We start from the raw sequence: 16,096 nt of genomic DNA, 5'->3' as shown, positions 1-16,096 counted from the left end.
ATGCTTAATTTTGTAAGTAAACCAGTTCATTCTCTAAAAGGTGAAATTACTGTACCTGGAGATAAATCTATTTCACACCGCTCTATTATTTTTGGTGCAATTGCTGATGGAACTTCTGTGATTGATGGGTTTTTGAATGGTGAAGATTGCATGGCTACTCTCAGAGCATTCCAATCCATGGGAGTTGAGATAGAAGGACCTAATCAGCAACGTGTTATTATTCACGGAGTTGGGAAGCATGGATTAAAACAGCCTAAAAATATAATTGATTGTGGCAATTCAGGGACCAGCATGCGGCTATTAGCCGGATTGCTCGCAGCACAGGAATTCGATAGCCAGCTGACAGGAGATGAGAGTCTTCTCAAACGGCCGATGCTCAGAATTAGTCGTCCTTTAAGTCAGATGGGAGCAGATATTACAACTCAAGATGGGAAGCCACCCATTGTTATTAAAGGTGGGAAAATATTAAGAGGAATACATTATGTTATGCCAGAAGCTAGCGCTCAGGTAAAATCTTGCTTGCTATTGGCAGGTATGTATGCTGAAGGGCAGACTAAAATAACTGAAAATGCTGTAAGCCGTGATCATACAGAGCAAATGTTAAAAGCATTTTCCTACCCGATCCAGATATCTGACAATTCTATTATTATCGAGAATAAAGGAGAATGCCGGGGAACTCATCTTCATGTTCCTGGAGATATTTCATCTGCCGCTTTTTTTATTGTTGCTGCTTCTATAATTCCGGGCTCAGATATTTTAATCCGCAATGTGGGAGTAAATCCCACGCGTACTGGAGTCATTTCTATTTTAACTGAAATGGGTGCAGATATTTCAGTTTTAAACCAGCGTGCCTTCGGAGAGGAATTAGTTGCTGATTTGCGGGTTAAGCATTCACAATTGAAAGGGATAAATATTCCGGCTTCCATGGTGCCCTTAGCTATTGATGAATTTCCTGTTATTTTTGTCGCAGCTGCTTGTGCTAAAGGCCAAAGCACACTCCATGGAGCAAAAGAGCTTCGGTTGAAAGAGAGCGATCGTATTGGTGCTATGGTGGATGGATTAAATCGTCTGGGAATTTATGCTGAAGGTTTTGAGGATGGCATTCTCATAAAGGGTGGGAAAATACATGGTGGTGAAGTAGATAGTTTAGGCGATCATCGAATTGCTATGTCGTTTGCTGTTGCTGGGGCTGTAGCCAATAGTCCTGTAAGTATTAGAAATTGCACAAATGTTGCCACTTCATTCCCTTCCTTTGTGAGTACTGCAAATTTGCTTTGTTTTCAAATAGAGGAATACAGCTGATGGTATTTAATAAAGAAGTCCCTGTCATTACACTGGATGGCCCAAGTGGAACTGGAAAGGGGACTATTTGCCATTTAGTGGCAAAAAAACTTCGTTGGAACATGCTTGATAGTGGTGCAATTTATCGGGTACTTGCTTATGCTGCTCGAAAAAATAAGGTAGATTTCGGTGATATTCAAGAACTTATTAATTTAGCGCTTGATTTGGATTTGCGTTTCGAATCTTCTACAAACAATGAAACAAAAGTAATACTTAATCACGAAAATATTAGTCAACAAATTCGAAGTGAGCAATGTGGCCAAGATGCGTCACAAATTGCTGCAATCCCCGAAGTCAGAAAAGCTCTTCTTAAACGACAAAGGGATTTTGCTCAATTTCCTGGATTGGTTACAGATGGTCGAGATATGGGCACAGTCGTATTTCCAAATGCAATTTTGAAGGTTTATTTGTATGCCAGTGCCGAAGAAAGAGCAAATAGACGATATTTACAGTTGAAAGAAAATGGAATTAATGTTAGCCTCGCCCAGGTTGTTGAAGAATTGGCTAAACGTGATGCAAGGGATACAGAGCGCACGCATGCACCATTGAAGCCTGCAGAAGATGCCGTATTGATCGACACAACCGGACTAACAATTGTACAAGTGTTCAATAATGTATTAAAATTAATTGATGAACGTTTGAATAATGTCTAGTTCTAATTGGGGGGAAGGTGAGTGGAACTCATTCTTCCATTTTTTTACTAAAGAGTTTATTAACATGTCTGAAAGTTTCAAAGAATTATTCGAGCAAAGTATTGCCGGAGCTCAGTTTTATCCAGGTGCTATTATTACCGCTAAGGTAATTGATATAGATGATGATTTCGTTACTTTAAATGCAGGTTTAAAGTCAGAAGGTATTGTTGCTGTAGAAGAATTCTACGATAAAAATGGCGAACTGGAAGTCAAAGTAGGCGATACTGTCGAAGTGGCTCTCGATTCAGTAGAAGATGGTCACGGCGAAACGCTCCTTTCAAGAGAAAAAGCTAAACGTCAGGAAGCATGGCGTAAATTATCGAAATGTCACGAAAATAATGAAACAGTGACAGGATTGATTTCTGGTAAAGTCAAGGGTGGTTTTACTGTTGAAATTGGCTCGATTCGGGCATTTTTACCAGGTTCTCTTGTTGATGTGAGACCAGTAAGAGATCCTTCTTATTTGGAAGGCAAAGAACTTGAATTTAAAGTCATCAAAATGGATTTGAAACGTAACAATATTGTTGTCTCTCGTCGCGCAGTGGTTGAAGAGGAAAGCAGCGCTGACAGACAAGCACTTCTAGAATCCTTGCATGATGGGCAAGAACTTCATGGTATTGTTAAAAACCTTACCGACTATGGTGCGTTCATTGATCTGGGCGGCATAGATGGTTTATTACATATCACTGATATTTCCTGGAAACGAGTGAAACATCCAAGTGAAGTGTTATCGGTTGGCCAAGATGTAAAAGTTAAAGTTTTAAGTTTCGATAGCGAGAGGAACCGCGTTTCCTTAGGAATGAAACAATTAGGAAATGATCCTTGGGTTGATTTGGTTGAACGCTATCCTATAGGTAAGAAACTCCAAGGCAAAGTGACTAATATTACCGATTATGGTTGCTTTGTAGAAATAGAAGAAGGTGTAGAAGGATTAGTACACATGTCAGAAATGGACTGGACTAATAAGAACGTCCATCCAAGCAAGGTGGTTTCATTAGGAGATGTTGTTGATGTGATGGTTCTTGAAATTGATGAAGAACGACGACGCATTTCTTTAGGTATGAAGCAATGTGTAGGTAATCCATGGCAGCAATTTGCATCGGCTCATAATAAAGGGGAAAAAGTAAAAGGTAAGATTCGTTCTATCACTGACTTTGGAATCTTTATAGGCTTGGATGGCGATATCGATGGATTAGTTCATTTATCTGATATTTCTTGGACTGTTCCTGGCGAAGAAGCGGTGAAGCAGTTTAAGAAAGGTCAAGAATTAGAAGCGGTTATTTTAGCAATTGATCCTGAAAGAGAGCGTATTTCTTTAGGATTGAAGCAACTTGAAGGAGATAGTTTTGCCAGTTTTGCCGAAACTTATACCAAAGGGGCTATTGTTAAAGGAACAGTAACTGCTGTTGAACCAAAAACAGTTACCGTTGCCTTAGCTGAAGATGTCTTGGGTACAATTCGCGCCAGCGAATTATCAGATGAACGTGTTGATGATGCGACGACTGTTGTGAAAGTTGGTGATGAAGTGGAAGCAAAAATCACTAATGTAGACAGAAAAAATCGTATCGTAGCACTTTCTGTTAAAGCCAAAGATGCTCAGGATGAGGCAGATGCCATTAAAAAATATTCTAGAACAGAAGCTGCTTCAACTACTCTAGGAGATCTATTAAAAGAGAAGATGGCTAGCAAAGAAGGTGAGTAACTTTCTTAAAGTCCAAAATAAAAAAGCGTAGAAGGTAGTTCTACGCTTTTTTTATTTTGAGAAAAGGATTGTATGATATGATGAACTCTTGATTTAAAGATAAAAGGAATATTCAATGCGCATATTGATGCTGGTAACCTATATACTGCTTATTATTATTGGTGTTAGTTTTGCTGCTCTAAATGCCTCATCAGTTCAAGTTAATTTCTATTTTAAAACAGTATCTATGCCTATCTCTGTTCTAATGACCATTATGCTTGGCGTTGGAATTTTCATTGGTTTTATTCTCTTTATTGCGAGATATTGGCGTTTAAAAATTGAATGTCGTAAAATGAAAAACCAATTAAAGTTAACTGAAAAAGAAATAAAAAACTTACGCTCAATCCCTTTACAAGATCAGCATTAATTAGGGAACTCAATATATGCTGAGAGGAAAAGTAATAGATGATTAATTTATGGCCACTATTATTGCCTGCTGCCGCGTGGTCTGGTTGGTGGCTGGCAAATCGCAGCAACTCGAGTAATGATGCTCATGTGCACAATCGTTTATCACGAGAATACGTAGTTGGACTTAATTATTTATTAAACGAACAATCGGATAAGGCAGTGGATGTTTTTATTAAGCTGCTGGAAGTTGATAGTGACACAGTCGAAACACATCTTGCTTTGGGGAGCCTATTTAGACGCAGAGGTGAAGTCGACAGAGCCATCCGCATTCATCAAAATTTAATTGCACGACCACAACTAAGCATTCAGCAAAGGAAAGAAGCGCTAATGGCTCTGGGGCAAGATTATATGAGCGCCGGAGTTTTTGATCGTGCCGAGCGCATATTTCTTGAAGTCGTCGAATTAGGTGGAAGCAGGGATACAAATAGTCTTCAAGGACTATTAGCTATTTATCAGCAGGAAAAAGCTTGGGAAAAGGCTTTAGATATTATCAAAAAGCTGGAAATCTCCACTGGTACCAGTTTTCATAATCAAGCAGCTCATTATTATTGCGAAATGGCTAACCAAGCACTTAAAGTTAATGCTATCGATCGGGCAATTTATTGTATTAAACAAGCAATGAATGTTGATCCGGAGTCCGTACGAGCCAGTTTGATGAATGCAACAATAGAAATTAAAGAAGGTCGTTATAAACAAGCGATTCGTTCTTTAAAACGGGTGCCACAGCAGGATGCAGAATTCCTGACTGAAATTATAGAGCCACTAGTTCACTGCCACAAAGAACTGGATTCCATGCCTGATTGTATTCATTATCTTGAGCAGACTTTAATAAAACACCCAAGAGCTTCAGTCATTTTCGTTATTGCTGATTATTTGCGGCAAAATAAAGGTATGGATGCGGCAATCGATTTTGTAGCTGACAATTTAAGTAAACATCCTTCAATCAGAGGCTTAAATCGTTTGATCTATTGGCATCTTGAATCAGCGCATGGAAAAGTACGAGAAAAATTACAAATGCTTTATGATATTACAAGTAAATTTTTAGACAATAAGCCTATATATCGATGTGGTCAGTGTGGTTTTGGAGGTAAACATTTACATTGGCATTGCCCAAGTTGTAAACAGTGGGGTAGAATGAAGCCTATTCATGGGTTAGAAGGAGATTAGGATTAGTCTCACTGCCATAAGTTAATGAATGAATCTCATATAGGTTGAGGCTTTGGCCTAATCAATAAAGGCCCGGTGTCATGGTGGACTGAGCCCAACCTATGATCCTTAACTTAATGCCAGCGAGGATGATCCTAGCCCGAGAGATATTTATTACTAATTATGAGACTATAATGCAATTTATCGACTTAAAAACACAATATTCCTTAATTGAGAATGATATTCTAAACAGCATAAAGAGAGTGTTAAACCATGGGCAATACATTATGGGCCCCGAAATTGCAGAACTGGAAAAACAGCTGGCTTCCTTTATTGGTGTTAAGCATGCTATTGTGAACTCAAGCGGAACTGACGCTTTATTGATGGCGTTGATGGCTTTGGAAATTCAGCCAGGAGACGAAGTAATTACTAGTCCTTTTAGCTTTTTCGCCACAGCAGAAGTCATTAGCCTTTGTCATGCGATACCTGTTTTTGTTGATATTGATCCTGCAACATATAACCTCAATCCAGAGCAGTTAGAAAGAGCTATTACAAAGAAAACAAAAGCTATTATGCCAGTTGATTTATATGGCCAGTGCGCTGATTATGATGCCATTAATGCTGTTGCAGAGAAACATGGTATTCCGGTTATCGAAGATGCGGCCCAGAGTTTTGGCGCCACTTATAAAGGCAGATATTCCTGCTCTTTAGCTACTATTGGTTGTACCAGTTTTTTCCCATCAAAACCTTTAGGAGGTTATGGTGATTCTGGGGCTTGTTTTACCAATGATGATTCTCTAGCTAAGAAATTAATTGAAATTAGAATTCATGGCCAAAACGCACGCTATTGTCATAATAGGGTTGGAATTAATGGGCGGATGGATACTATTCAGGCCGCTGTTTTACTTGAAAAATTGAAAATATTCTCTAATGAAATTTTATTGCGACAAAAAGTTGCGAAGCGATATGATCAATTGCTTTCCACTTTAGTAAAAACTCCTTTTGTACATCAATACAATACCAGCGTTTATGCACAATATACTATTGAAGTAGAGAATAGAGAGGTATTTGAGAAGGCAATGCAATCCTCAGGAGTTCCTACCGCAGTGCATTACCCTCTTTCAATGCATCAACAACAAGCCCTCAGCTACTTAAATTATAAAGCAGGTGATTTTCCTAATTCAGAAAGGGCAAGTCGACATGTCATTAGTTTACCAATGCATCCCTACTTGCGAGAAGAAGAGCAACTGAAGATAGTTGGAGCAGTGAGAAATGCATTATTAATGGTCGATGAAGAGGCTGTAGCTTAAATGACTCCTAAATTAATTGTGGCATTAGATTTCGATAATCAACAAGAAGCATTGAATTTAGTTGATAAACTTGATCCTGTTCATTGTGCTTTAAAGGTCGGAAGCGAACTGTTTACATTGTTGGGACCTCAGTTTGTAAAACAACTTATTAATAGGCAATTTAAGGTATTTTTAGATTTAAAATTTCATGATATTCCTAACACGGTTGCTAAGGCATGCCATGCTGCTGCAGAACTTGGGGTCTGGATGGTGAATGTTCATGCTTTAGGTGGCATTAAAATGATGCAAGCTGCAAAAAATGCTTTAGAACCTTACGGTCATGATAGTCCTTTATTAATTGCAGTCACTGTATTAACCAGCTTTGAAGAAAATGAGTTGGCTCGCATAGGTATCAATAATTCATTGCTTGATGAAGTCAAGAGTTTAGCAATACTTGCAAAAGACGCAGGACTTCATGGTGTAGTCAGCTCAGCTCATGAAGTAAAAATGATAAAAGAGAAATGTGGCAAGGATTTTATTACTGTAACTCCAGGAATAAGGTTACCAAATAATCTAAAAGACGATCAGTCACGAATAATGACCCCACAGCAAGCCGTCATGGAAGGCAGTGATTTTTTAGTTATTGGCCGGCCAATTACGCAAGCGTCTAATCCTTCTGAAATTGTCTCCGCCATCTTAAATGATCTTTGATTATTCATGTTTTAATCAAATGCGTCACATGGTATAATTTTCCCTCATGTGCCAACAAATTATACCATTTTTGTTTAATTCCATAGAAATTTATGATAATTGTTATAAAAATAATTGATAAATATTTCATATGAACCGTCATTATATTTCAGACACTTATTCTATGGACTACCTGAAATAAGGATTTACCGATGACCCCACAGCATGTGATAAGTCAGCTGCTGGAATCTGACACAAAATACCCACAGAATTTAGATTTATTAAAAAAAATCATTATAACCGCTTATTTAGGTCGACTTAGGATAAATGGATTGCCTCCGGACAATAAGATTTCATTAGGTAATTATCTATTTGATGATGAACGAATGATTTTTGATTTTACCCGCTTAAGTGATGAGAAACGCGCTTTATTTACCAAATGGTTGCTTGACCCGCATCAACAGGATAAGGAACAAGGTTTTCTAAGTGGTGTGTATGTTAACGAATATCGAGGATTTACTGCCGAAGTTGAATTAAGCTGGTGGGGTATACTAAAAAATTGGTTATTCAATAATAAGTCTGAGCATTGGAAGATAACCGATTTAGGAATCTCGCTGAATTATCAATTGACTGGAATTGATATGTTTCAGGGGAAACAGGGTATTTTGATTGGGTTTAATCAATTTTTAATTCCTCCTGCAGGAACAAAATATAGAGATCCGGATGACCTCCAAAGAGAGCCTTTGGGTAATGCTAAAAGAGTATTTATAACTGACAAGTTGGTTGATGAATTAGTTGGACTTAATTATAAAAGCCTTAATTTTGAATCAGTGTGCAAAAGTCCTCATCCCCAATCCATCGATGTAATAAATCCCGAGGCACGTCATAAGGAGATGTATATCTATAGAAAAATGCAACGTTTTGTGGGCTTAAAACCTTGGTATGTTAGACTCTGGAAATGGATATCTCAAATGTTTACTGATCACACGGATGATGTAAAAAATGGGAAGCCTTCTGAAGATAATAAGCTAGTGTTACTTTATCAAACAGAGACCGTCAATATTTATCAACGCTCCAAATCAAAAGAAATCTTGGTCACTGAAAAACGACCTGACATCACTAACTTGGTTTTTTGCGGTGGTGGTGCAAAGATTTTTGCTCATATAGGAGTATGGAAAGCTCTAAATGAAGCAGGAATCAAGCCTACCAAATTTGCAGGGAGCTCTGCTGGTGCCATTATGGCACTTATGTGTTATCTAGGATATAGCGCTGAAGAAATTAGGGAGCTTTTTAAACATTTTAAACAAGAACATTTAGTTCAATTTGATATTGACAGAAATGGTTTATCAGACGCTCATTCATTAAAAACGGCACTAGATTACGCTATTAACAAGAAAGTGAGTCAAATTGTTGCTCAATATAATATTCCATATCCGAAAGGGAAAATTACCTTTAGCACTTTGGACTCACTAAGACAACAGTTTCCTGACTGTGGTCTTGGCGAAGAATTAATTGTTACTGCGACGAACAAGCGGTTGGGTAAAACGAGTTATCTTGATCTAAAACATTGCCCATTGATGGAGCTCAGTGAAGCAGTTAAAATTTCAGCCAGTTTTCCAGTGCTATATAGACATACACTCTTAGATGGTGAAGAACATAATGATGGAGGGATATTAAGTAATTTCCCAACGGAGGTTTTTTTTGATGATCATTCTACATTATTGGAATCTGAATTTGGTAACAATTTAAAAGTATTGGCAGTACAATTTGATAATGGAGTTGAAAGAAATATTATTGATCGAATAAGGGATAAAGTTTATCGCGAAAATTTTATTCTTAATTGGATTTATAGTTTATTAACGGGTGTCAGTGACCCTGCTAGTGGATGGGAAAGGGACCGCTTAAAACTTAGACAATATGCTATGCAGACTATAATTCCCAATACAGGAAAAGTCTCTACAACGGGTTTCAGTGTAGATGAAAAGTGCCAGGTTGAATTAATACAAAATGGTTATGATTCAACCATGGACTATATTAAGGTACGTTATGCCAGAAGACGTAATGCCTATGTTAATAAAGAATTAATGTATTCTACCTTCAATTCTTTAGGCGATTTGCTTGCTTATTGCTGTTATAGAGGAAACTCGCAATGGTTTGATATTGTTAATAATCTTATTGTTCAATCCACATTACCTAACAGAACCGCTTTGATGAAGCAGTCCCTTGAGCTCAGAAAACTATATTATTTTGCTATGCCAGAGTTACCCTCTACGTCTCAAAAAGAAAAAACGGTACCAAATGAAACCTCTAATCTAACCTTTTTTGGTAATGCAGTTTGCCATCACCATCATAATCATGATGCAAGCTCTGAAGAGGGGAATCATAAAGTTTTATTAGCTTTATACCCAATTTTTTTGAAGTTATCCTCAGAATTAGTGAGCAAAGAGGATAAAAATCGATTAACCCGTGCCCGCCATGCCCTAAGTATACATGCCCCTTTTGATTGCCTTAAACACTTTAATAAGATTGCAAAAGATGCTCATATTATTATTTATATCATCACCAAATTAATAAAAGAGCTTGAAAAAAATCCACGTCAGGAAATTTATGATACGTTAGAAGAAGTTAGGAAATTATTGTACAGTGATATCAACTTACTAAAAGCAAATTATTTTGGCACATGGGACTTAAGTGTTCCTCAATGTAAACGGGTTTTGAATTTGTTTAAGCAAGAAAACCATACCAACGCATGTACGTTAGTTGCTTATCTAAGAGACAATATGGAACCTATGAAAACAGTAAAAGAAGGCGTTTATCATGATGACCTTAGTGACGAGGGTTCCGAAGGGCATAGAGTTCGCTTTAGTTAAGAAATACATGATTGCACTATATGAAAAGCAAAGGATTTACTTTAATTGAAATAGTGGTGACATTAGCTATATTGTCAGGGTTGTTATTTATAGGTACAAAATCACTTTTTTCTATAACTCAAAAAAATGAGCGGCAAGTTCTGATTGACAATATTAAAACTGCTATACAATACTCTAAAATACAGGCGATCAGCCTGGGAGCTCCGCTCCATCTTACTCCCTTAAATTCCAATGAAAACTGGTCTAATGGTATGGCACTGTTAAAATTAAACGAAGCAAGTAAAAAAATGGAATTGATATACCAGTGGCAATGGAATTCAAAACATTGGAATATTGATTGGCATGGGGTAGATTCTACTAATAAGATTACTCTTTCAAATAACTTAGCTCATGCTATAAGTAATGGTAAATTTATTTTGGATAATAGGCTTACTCATGAGAAGGTTACTATAACTCTTAATAGGTTTGGTAGAGTTAAAACTAACTAAGTAACGTGAATTAAACTTTAAAAAATTGCTTTGAAGCAATCTAGTGGTTGTTCAATAGTAGGTAATTTTGTAATATCTACTAAATTATTTTAAATATGATTTTATGCACATCGATAATAATCACCAGCTCCTTGTTGCTGATGCCAAGGAGCCTGGGATGCTCAATAACTGGCTGGAGTACCAAGGCTCGTTAACCGATAAATTAAAGGCAATAAGAGGATCTATTGAATTAGAGCTTTTATCTCAGAGCTGGACATCGCCCAAATGGTGGGATAGGCATGTCCTGCATATAAAGGATGAAAATATCTTTCAGCGTGAAATTATTATGAAGAATAGCGGAATTGCCTATTGGTATGCCCGATCTATTATCCCACAAACATGCTATGATCTCAGCCCTGAATTTTTTAATCGCTTGAAACATGAATCCATAAGGAATTTGATTTTTGGAGAAAGCAGGGTGCGTCGGTTGCCAATGCTTTGTTATCCTGTAGACCAGTTAAACCTTGAATTTCACTGGGTAAAAAAATATATTGGCTCAATACAGGCCCCTTTATGGGTAAGATTAATCGAGCTGGTTTTTCTGGAAAAGAGTTCTTTTTATTTGACTGAAATATTATTGCCAGAGTTAGGAAATTTGTCATGATTCCTTGGGGTTCTTATGTGCGATTGTTACGCCTGGATAAACCAATAGGAATTTTATTGCTTTGGTATCCTACGGCTTGGGGGCTCTGGATTGCCAATCAAGGCGTCCCTCCGTTTAATTTGCTTGTGCTTTTTTTATTAGGCACAATATTTATGCGTTCGGCGGGTTGTATTGTTAATGACATAGCCGACAGGAATCTTGATAGGTATGTAGCTCGGACTAAATTGCGGCCATTAACCTCCGGCGAAGTGAGTCTCCATGAAGCCTTTGGGTTGTTGTTTGTATTACTTTTTGCCTCATTACTTCTGCTGTTAGAATTGCCTATTTATTGCTTTTATTTGGCACTTATTGCGGTAGCTATTATCTTTCTATATCCATTCTGTAAAAGATTTTTAAATATGCCCCAAATGGTATTAGGAGTTGCTTTTTCTCTGGGAATTCCTATGGCATTTATAGCTTCAGAGCAGATTTTAAGCAGTAACTTTATTTTATTGTTCTTAATTAATTTTGCCTGGATTATGGCTTATGACACTATGTATGCCATGACAGATAAGGCTGATGATTTAAAAATAGGAATAAAATCAACAGCAATTTATTTTGCTAACTATGACCGATTAATAATTGCTTTATTACAATGTTTCTTTCATTTTTTATGGCTGGTTTGGGGGATTAAGAATAATGTGGAATGGTTTTTTTATTGTTTTTGGCTTGCTGCCACACCGATTTTGATTTATCAGCAGAAATTAATTTATGCGAGAGTTCCTGAGAATTGTTTTAAAGCATTTTTGATTAGTTCCTATTACGGATTAGTTATGTGGTTTGCAGTGGGGGTAGGATTTCTTTAATAAATAGAAATAAGTGTATGCCTGCACAGAAATCAGTTATAAGAGACAAGCTTTATTCTTTATTTATTAAGCTATTGTAAAGCGCTCTATTTTATAGCTATGATTGTTTAATTACTTTTTTTACAAAGCATTAAAGGATGTCGGAAGTGATGAAAACAAAGCTCATTGTGCTAATGACCTCGGTGATGATAACGAGCCAAATGGTAAATGCGACGAATGCTATTAATAGCTCATTGGATCGGCAAGCTTCCAGCAACAATGATAATAATGCTAAACAATCCCCTAATTTTCTACAGCAAATAACTCCTGAATTTCTTTATAGTTATATCGATTTTGACTTTGATTCGACAACGGGCCTCAATTTTAACCGATACCAGGGGCATTCGAATCTTTATTCCGTTGGAGGGGACAATGTCCAGTTCATCCCTTCTGTGACTGGCGGTATCTATGTTTTTAGAGTAAACACAGAGGTCAACTCTCAATTTTTAGCGCTACCATTCCCATTAACAAAGTCTTATCAATCCATCGACAACAACACACTGTTTGGGCATTTACGTAAGTCCTTCAAATCCCAATCTCAATCGAAATTTGATGTCGATTTAGCAGCTGGATACGGCCAGAACAAAATTAATTCTACAACCTGGATTGGACTAGATACTGCTAATCCAGTTCTTGGTCTATCCAACCATGACAATTCTAACTGGTTTACCAGTCTTAATGGAATTTATAGAAAACAAGGGAAAAAAATCAATTTTAAAGCATTTGCTGGTCTATTATACAGTCAAATCCATAGCGGTAGTTATTTTTTATTTTTTCAGCCTGTCCAACCTGTTCAAGTAGTAACTCCTCTAACGAACAAAACAACTTACGTGATGGAAGGAGCTGAGGTAGGTTATAAGCTCAACTCCAAACTAACGCCTTTTATCAATGGTGGTTTAATTCAAGTAGCAAATATTTCTAATAGTCGCCCTTTATTTGCAGCACCAATAAATGGTTCTCTCCCTCAATTGAATATGGACAAAAATGGGTTTAAATTGGGTGGAGGTTTTACATTTAAACAAAAGCAGTTTACTGTCCGCTTGGAAGAAAGGTATTATCAGGCAGGAAGAATTTTCGCGAGTTACCAAACTGTTGCAGGGTTAGAATATCGATTTAGTTAGAGAGAAATAGAGAAGGATAGAGCAATTGGTGAAGGAGCATCGTTTTTTCTCACGAAAAAAATATACAAAATGGGTTGAATTTTTTATAGGATTCCTTTGCACTGTATTTATTTTCCTTACTTTATTTTTCAATATTCCTCTATTGACCTCAATAATCCAGTATTTAGATGGCCAAATTTATGATCAAATTATCAGGTTGAATTGGCATAAATATCCCCAAATTCCTCAAGTGATAATTGTTGATATTGATGAAAAATCCGTGCAAAAGGAAGGAAGGTGGCCATGGCCTCGAGATAAAATGGCAAATCTGGTCAATAAATTAAAGGGAAGTGGAGTGGTTACTATAGGTTTAGATATAGTTATGTCGGAACCTGAGACCAATTATGCTATTGGCTAAAAGAAAAATTAAGGAGGATCATCAGCAAGCCTGATAAACAACTAATGTCTTCTCTCGATAAAATAGCTGGTCAGATAGACAATGATCAACAGTTTGTTAATGCTTTGCTTGATAAAAGTGTTGTCCTAGGATTTTTATTTCATCATGATAACGAGGTGAAAAAAGGTGCGTTACCTCCCCCTTTGACTGATGCCCAGAATAACTATTTAACAGCGGATAACTTACCCATTTATCGATTTTATGGCTTTGATGGTAGTCTCAAGATATTCATTGAAGCTGCAACAAAAGCCGGCTTTGTTACTAATTTGCCCGATAAGGATGGTACAGTACGACATGCGCTGGTGTTAGCTAATTATAACAATTACCTTTATCCAAGTCTTCCACTGGCTATAGTAATGAACTACTTATTAATCAATCATGTTGATTTGATAAAACATAAAGGTCAACTTACTGAAATACAGCTTGATGGGATAAAAATTCCTGTCAATGCGAAAGCCCAGCTCCTCATCCCATTTTGGGGTAAGGCGGGTACTTTGAATTATTATTCGGCCACAGATATATTAAACAATAAGTTCAACCCGGATGAATTAGTTGGAAGTATTGCTGTAATCGGTTCTTCAATGACCCTCTTATCCGATTTGCACCAATCTCCCGTTGCTCAATTATTTCCTGGGGTTGAGCTTGTTGGGAATATAGTTAAAGCGATTATAGCACAACAGATTATTGCAGAATTTAATTGGCATTCTATGCAAGGGTTGATTTATTTTATTTTATTTGGAATTATTTTAACCCTACTATTTCTTTCTTTTGGAGTTATTGGAAAGTTCATCATAACATTAATAGTAATAGTCGGTATCTTGGTAGGAGCTATTTCTTTTTTAATGTGGGGAAACATCTATGTACCGCCAGCTTCTTTATTAATACTTGTTACTTTGCAAGCGTTACTCAGTTTTTCTTATTCCTATTTCATTGAGCGGCGACAAAAAAGAAAAATAAGCTATTTATTTGGACAATATGTTCCTGAAGAATATGTAAAAGAGCTCATAGAGTCTCCTGAGCAATATAGCATGGAAGGAGAAACTCGTGACATGAGTGTACTTTTTATTGATATAGTCAATTTTACGACCTTGAGCGAATCTTTAGATGCAATTGAAGTCAAACATTTATTAAATACTTTTTTCACACCGATAACCAAAATTATTTTCGAACACAGAGGCACGATAGATAAATACGTGGGGGATATGGTCATTGCTTTTTGGGGAGCCCCAATAGAAGATAAGGATCATGCTTATCATGCCCTTATGGCTACTTTTGCAATATTTGATCATTTGCCAGGCATTAATGCTCAAATGAAAGAACAAGGATTACCAACTGTTGATTTGTGTGTAGGAATCGCTTCTGGTCCCATGAATGTCGGAGATATGGGATCTGAATTTAGACGTGCTTACACCGTTCTCGGAGATACGGTTAACCTTGGTTCGCGATTGCAAGACTTAACCAGATTCTATCAAGTCAAGATATTAGTTAATGAAGCGACGCGTGCTAACCAGAATGAATTGGTATGGCGACCCATAGATAAAGTAACTGTGAAAGGGCGTAAAAGTGCATTGACTATCTACCAACCTCTGGGTATTGTTACAAAGGTATCACCTGAAGTTTTGATGGAATTAGAATTATATCAAAATGCATTGAGAGATTATTATAAACAAAACTGGTCTGAAGCAGAAAGCAAGTTTACAGAACTAAAAAAGCAAAGGCCTGAAATCTACTTGTATCATATGTATCTTGAACGTATAAAAGCATTCAAAAATAATCCTCCACCGAAAGATTGGAATGGGGTTTATTTTCATATGCGAAAATAAGTAAGGCTAGTATTAAGGATGAATTATGATTAAAAATCAATTAAAAGGATCAATATTACTCGCAGTCTGTGCACTATTTTCTTTGTCTATGCAAACTTCCTGGGCAGAAAAATCATACAGCTCAGGAGAGCTGGAAATTATATCCATAAAAAGTGTCACCTCAAATGGACAGACTATAATCCGTCCTTGCGCTAACAAATTTTTGCAGGATTGCACTATTAACCTAAATATTGAGTTTCCAGATGCATGCGGTTATATTACAGTATCTAATAATTCTGGGAGCACGGCGACTTTCAGTACTACTGCTGGTGAATCATTAGTAGACGAAACCCCATGCACAGCCTCTTCGCGGGGAAGTTGTACAATCAGTCTTTGCCCAAAGCCTATGGCACCACAAACTAATGGCAAACAGGTATTCATAAAAATAGATAATCGACAAACTACAGTGTCTTTTATCCTGAATATCCAAGGTGTCTCTTTTTCATTACATCTCAAACAGTTTTACCTCAATAACAGACTCTAAG

General features: G+C 37.0%; 15 protein-coding genes. All 15 read left to right on the top strand.

Annotation, left to right across the window (positions count from 1 at the left end; genetic code table 11):
- Positions 1 to 1,302, top strand: coding sequence for a 3-phosphoshikimate 1-carboxyvinyltransferase (gene aroA, locus OK13_RS00495; protein ID WP_035886339.1), 1,302 nt, complete (start codon positions 1 to 3; stop codon positions 1,300 to 1,302).
- Positions 1,302 to 1,994: a (d)CMP kinase gene (gene cmk / locus OK13_RS00490; RefSeq protein WP_035886336.1), complete on the top strand. Its 693-nt coding sequence runs from the start codon at positions 1,302 to 1,304 to the stop codon at positions 1,992 to 1,994. Before aroA ends, cmk begins: the two co-directional genes overlap by 1 nt.
- A 64-nt stretch (positions 1,995 to 2,058) precedes the next feature.
- On the top strand, positions 2,059 to 3,735 hold the full coding sequence (rpsA, locus tag OK13_RS00485; protein ID WP_035886334.1) for a 30S ribosomal protein S1: 1,677 nt from the start codon (positions 2,059 to 2,061) through the stop codon (positions 3,733 to 3,735).
- 115 nt (positions 3,736 to 3,850) lie between these two features.
- A complete protein-coding gene (locus OK13_RS00480; protein ID WP_035886332.1) occupies positions 3,851 to 4,141 on the top strand; it encodes a LapA family protein in 291 nt (96 codons plus the stop codon).
- 38 nt (positions 4,142 to 4,179) lie between these two features.
- Positions 4,180 to 5,349, top strand: coding sequence for a lipopolysaccharide assembly protein LapB (lapB, locus tag OK13_RS00475; protein WP_035886330.1), 1,170 nt, complete (start codon positions 4,180 to 4,182; stop codon positions 5,347 to 5,349).
- Positions 5,350 to 5,522: 173 nt separating this feature from the next.
- Positions 5,523 to 6,638: a DegT/DnrJ/EryC1/StrS family aminotransferase gene (locus tag OK13_RS00470; RefSeq protein ID WP_035886327.1), complete on the top strand. Its 1,116-nt coding sequence runs from the start codon at positions 5,523 to 5,525 to the stop codon at positions 6,636 to 6,638.
- Complete coding sequence (pyrF, locus tag OK13_RS00465; protein ID WP_035886326.1) at positions 6,639 to 7,328, top strand: orotidine-5'-phosphate decarboxylase; 690 nt, start codon at positions 6,639 to 6,641, stop codon at positions 7,326 to 7,328.
- Positions 7,329 to 7,519: 191 nt separating this feature from the next.
- The gene (gene vpdC, locus OK13_RS00460; protein ID WP_035886323.1) at positions 7,520 to 10,177 is read left to right on the top strand and encodes a Dot/Icm T4SS effector VpdC; all 2,658 of its coding nucleotides are present in this window, start codon (positions 7,520 to 7,522) and stop codon (positions 10,175 to 10,177) included.
- Positions 10,178 to 10,197: 20 nt separating this feature from the next.
- The gene (locus OK13_RS00455; RefSeq protein WP_035886320.1) at positions 10,198 to 10,665 is read left to right on the top strand and encodes a pilus assembly FimT family protein; all 468 of its coding nucleotides are present in this window, start codon (positions 10,198 to 10,200) and stop codon (positions 10,663 to 10,665) included.
- A gap of 157 nt (positions 10,666 to 10,822) precedes the next feature.
- Positions 10,823 to 11,308 (top strand): chorismate--pyruvate lyase family protein, encoded by a 486-nt coding sequence (locus OK13_RS00450; RefSeq protein ID WP_241480299.1) that lies wholly within the window; start codon positions 10,823 to 10,825, stop codon positions 11,306 to 11,308.
- Entirely contained in the window at positions 11,305 to 12,153 is an 849-nt protein-coding gene (ubiA, locus tag OK13_RS00445; RefSeq protein WP_035886315.1) for a 4-hydroxybenzoate octaprenyltransferase, read from the top strand. The genes OK13_RS00450 and ubiA overlap by 4 nt, the downstream gene beginning before the upstream one ends.
- 149 nt (positions 12,154 to 12,302) lie before the next feature.
- The gene (locus OK13_RS00440; RefSeq protein WP_035886313.1) at positions 12,303 to 13,313 is read left to right on the top strand and encodes an autotransporter outer membrane beta-barrel domain-containing protein; all 1,011 of its coding nucleotides are present in this window, start codon (positions 12,303 to 12,305) and stop codon (positions 13,311 to 13,313) included.
- Positions 13,314 to 13,341: 28 nt separating this feature from the next.
- Entirely contained in the window at positions 13,342 to 13,710 is a 369-nt protein-coding gene (locus OK13_RS15655) for a CHASE2 domain-containing protein (protein ID WP_277619243.1), read from the top strand.
- A gap of 44 nt (positions 13,711 to 13,754) precedes the next feature.
- Positions 13,755 to 15,572, top strand: coding sequence for an adenylate/guanylate cyclase domain-containing protein (locus OK13_RS15650; protein WP_277619240.1), 1,818 nt, complete (start codon positions 13,755 to 13,757; stop codon positions 15,570 to 15,572).
- Positions 15,573 to 15,597: 25 nt separating this feature from the next.
- Positions 15,598 to 16,095 (top strand): hypothetical protein, encoded by a 498-nt coding sequence (locus OK13_RS00430; RefSeq protein ID WP_035886312.1) that lies wholly within the window; start codon positions 15,598 to 15,600, stop codon positions 16,093 to 16,095.
- The last annotated feature ends 1 nt before the right edge of the window (position 16,096 follow it).

The organism is Legionella norrlandica (assembly GCF_000770585.1).
Classification (GTDB): domain Bacteria; phylum Pseudomonadota; class Gammaproteobacteria; order Legionellales; family Legionellaceae; genus Legionella; species Legionella norrlandica.
This window is presented reverse-complemented; position numbering and strand designations above follow the sequence as displayed.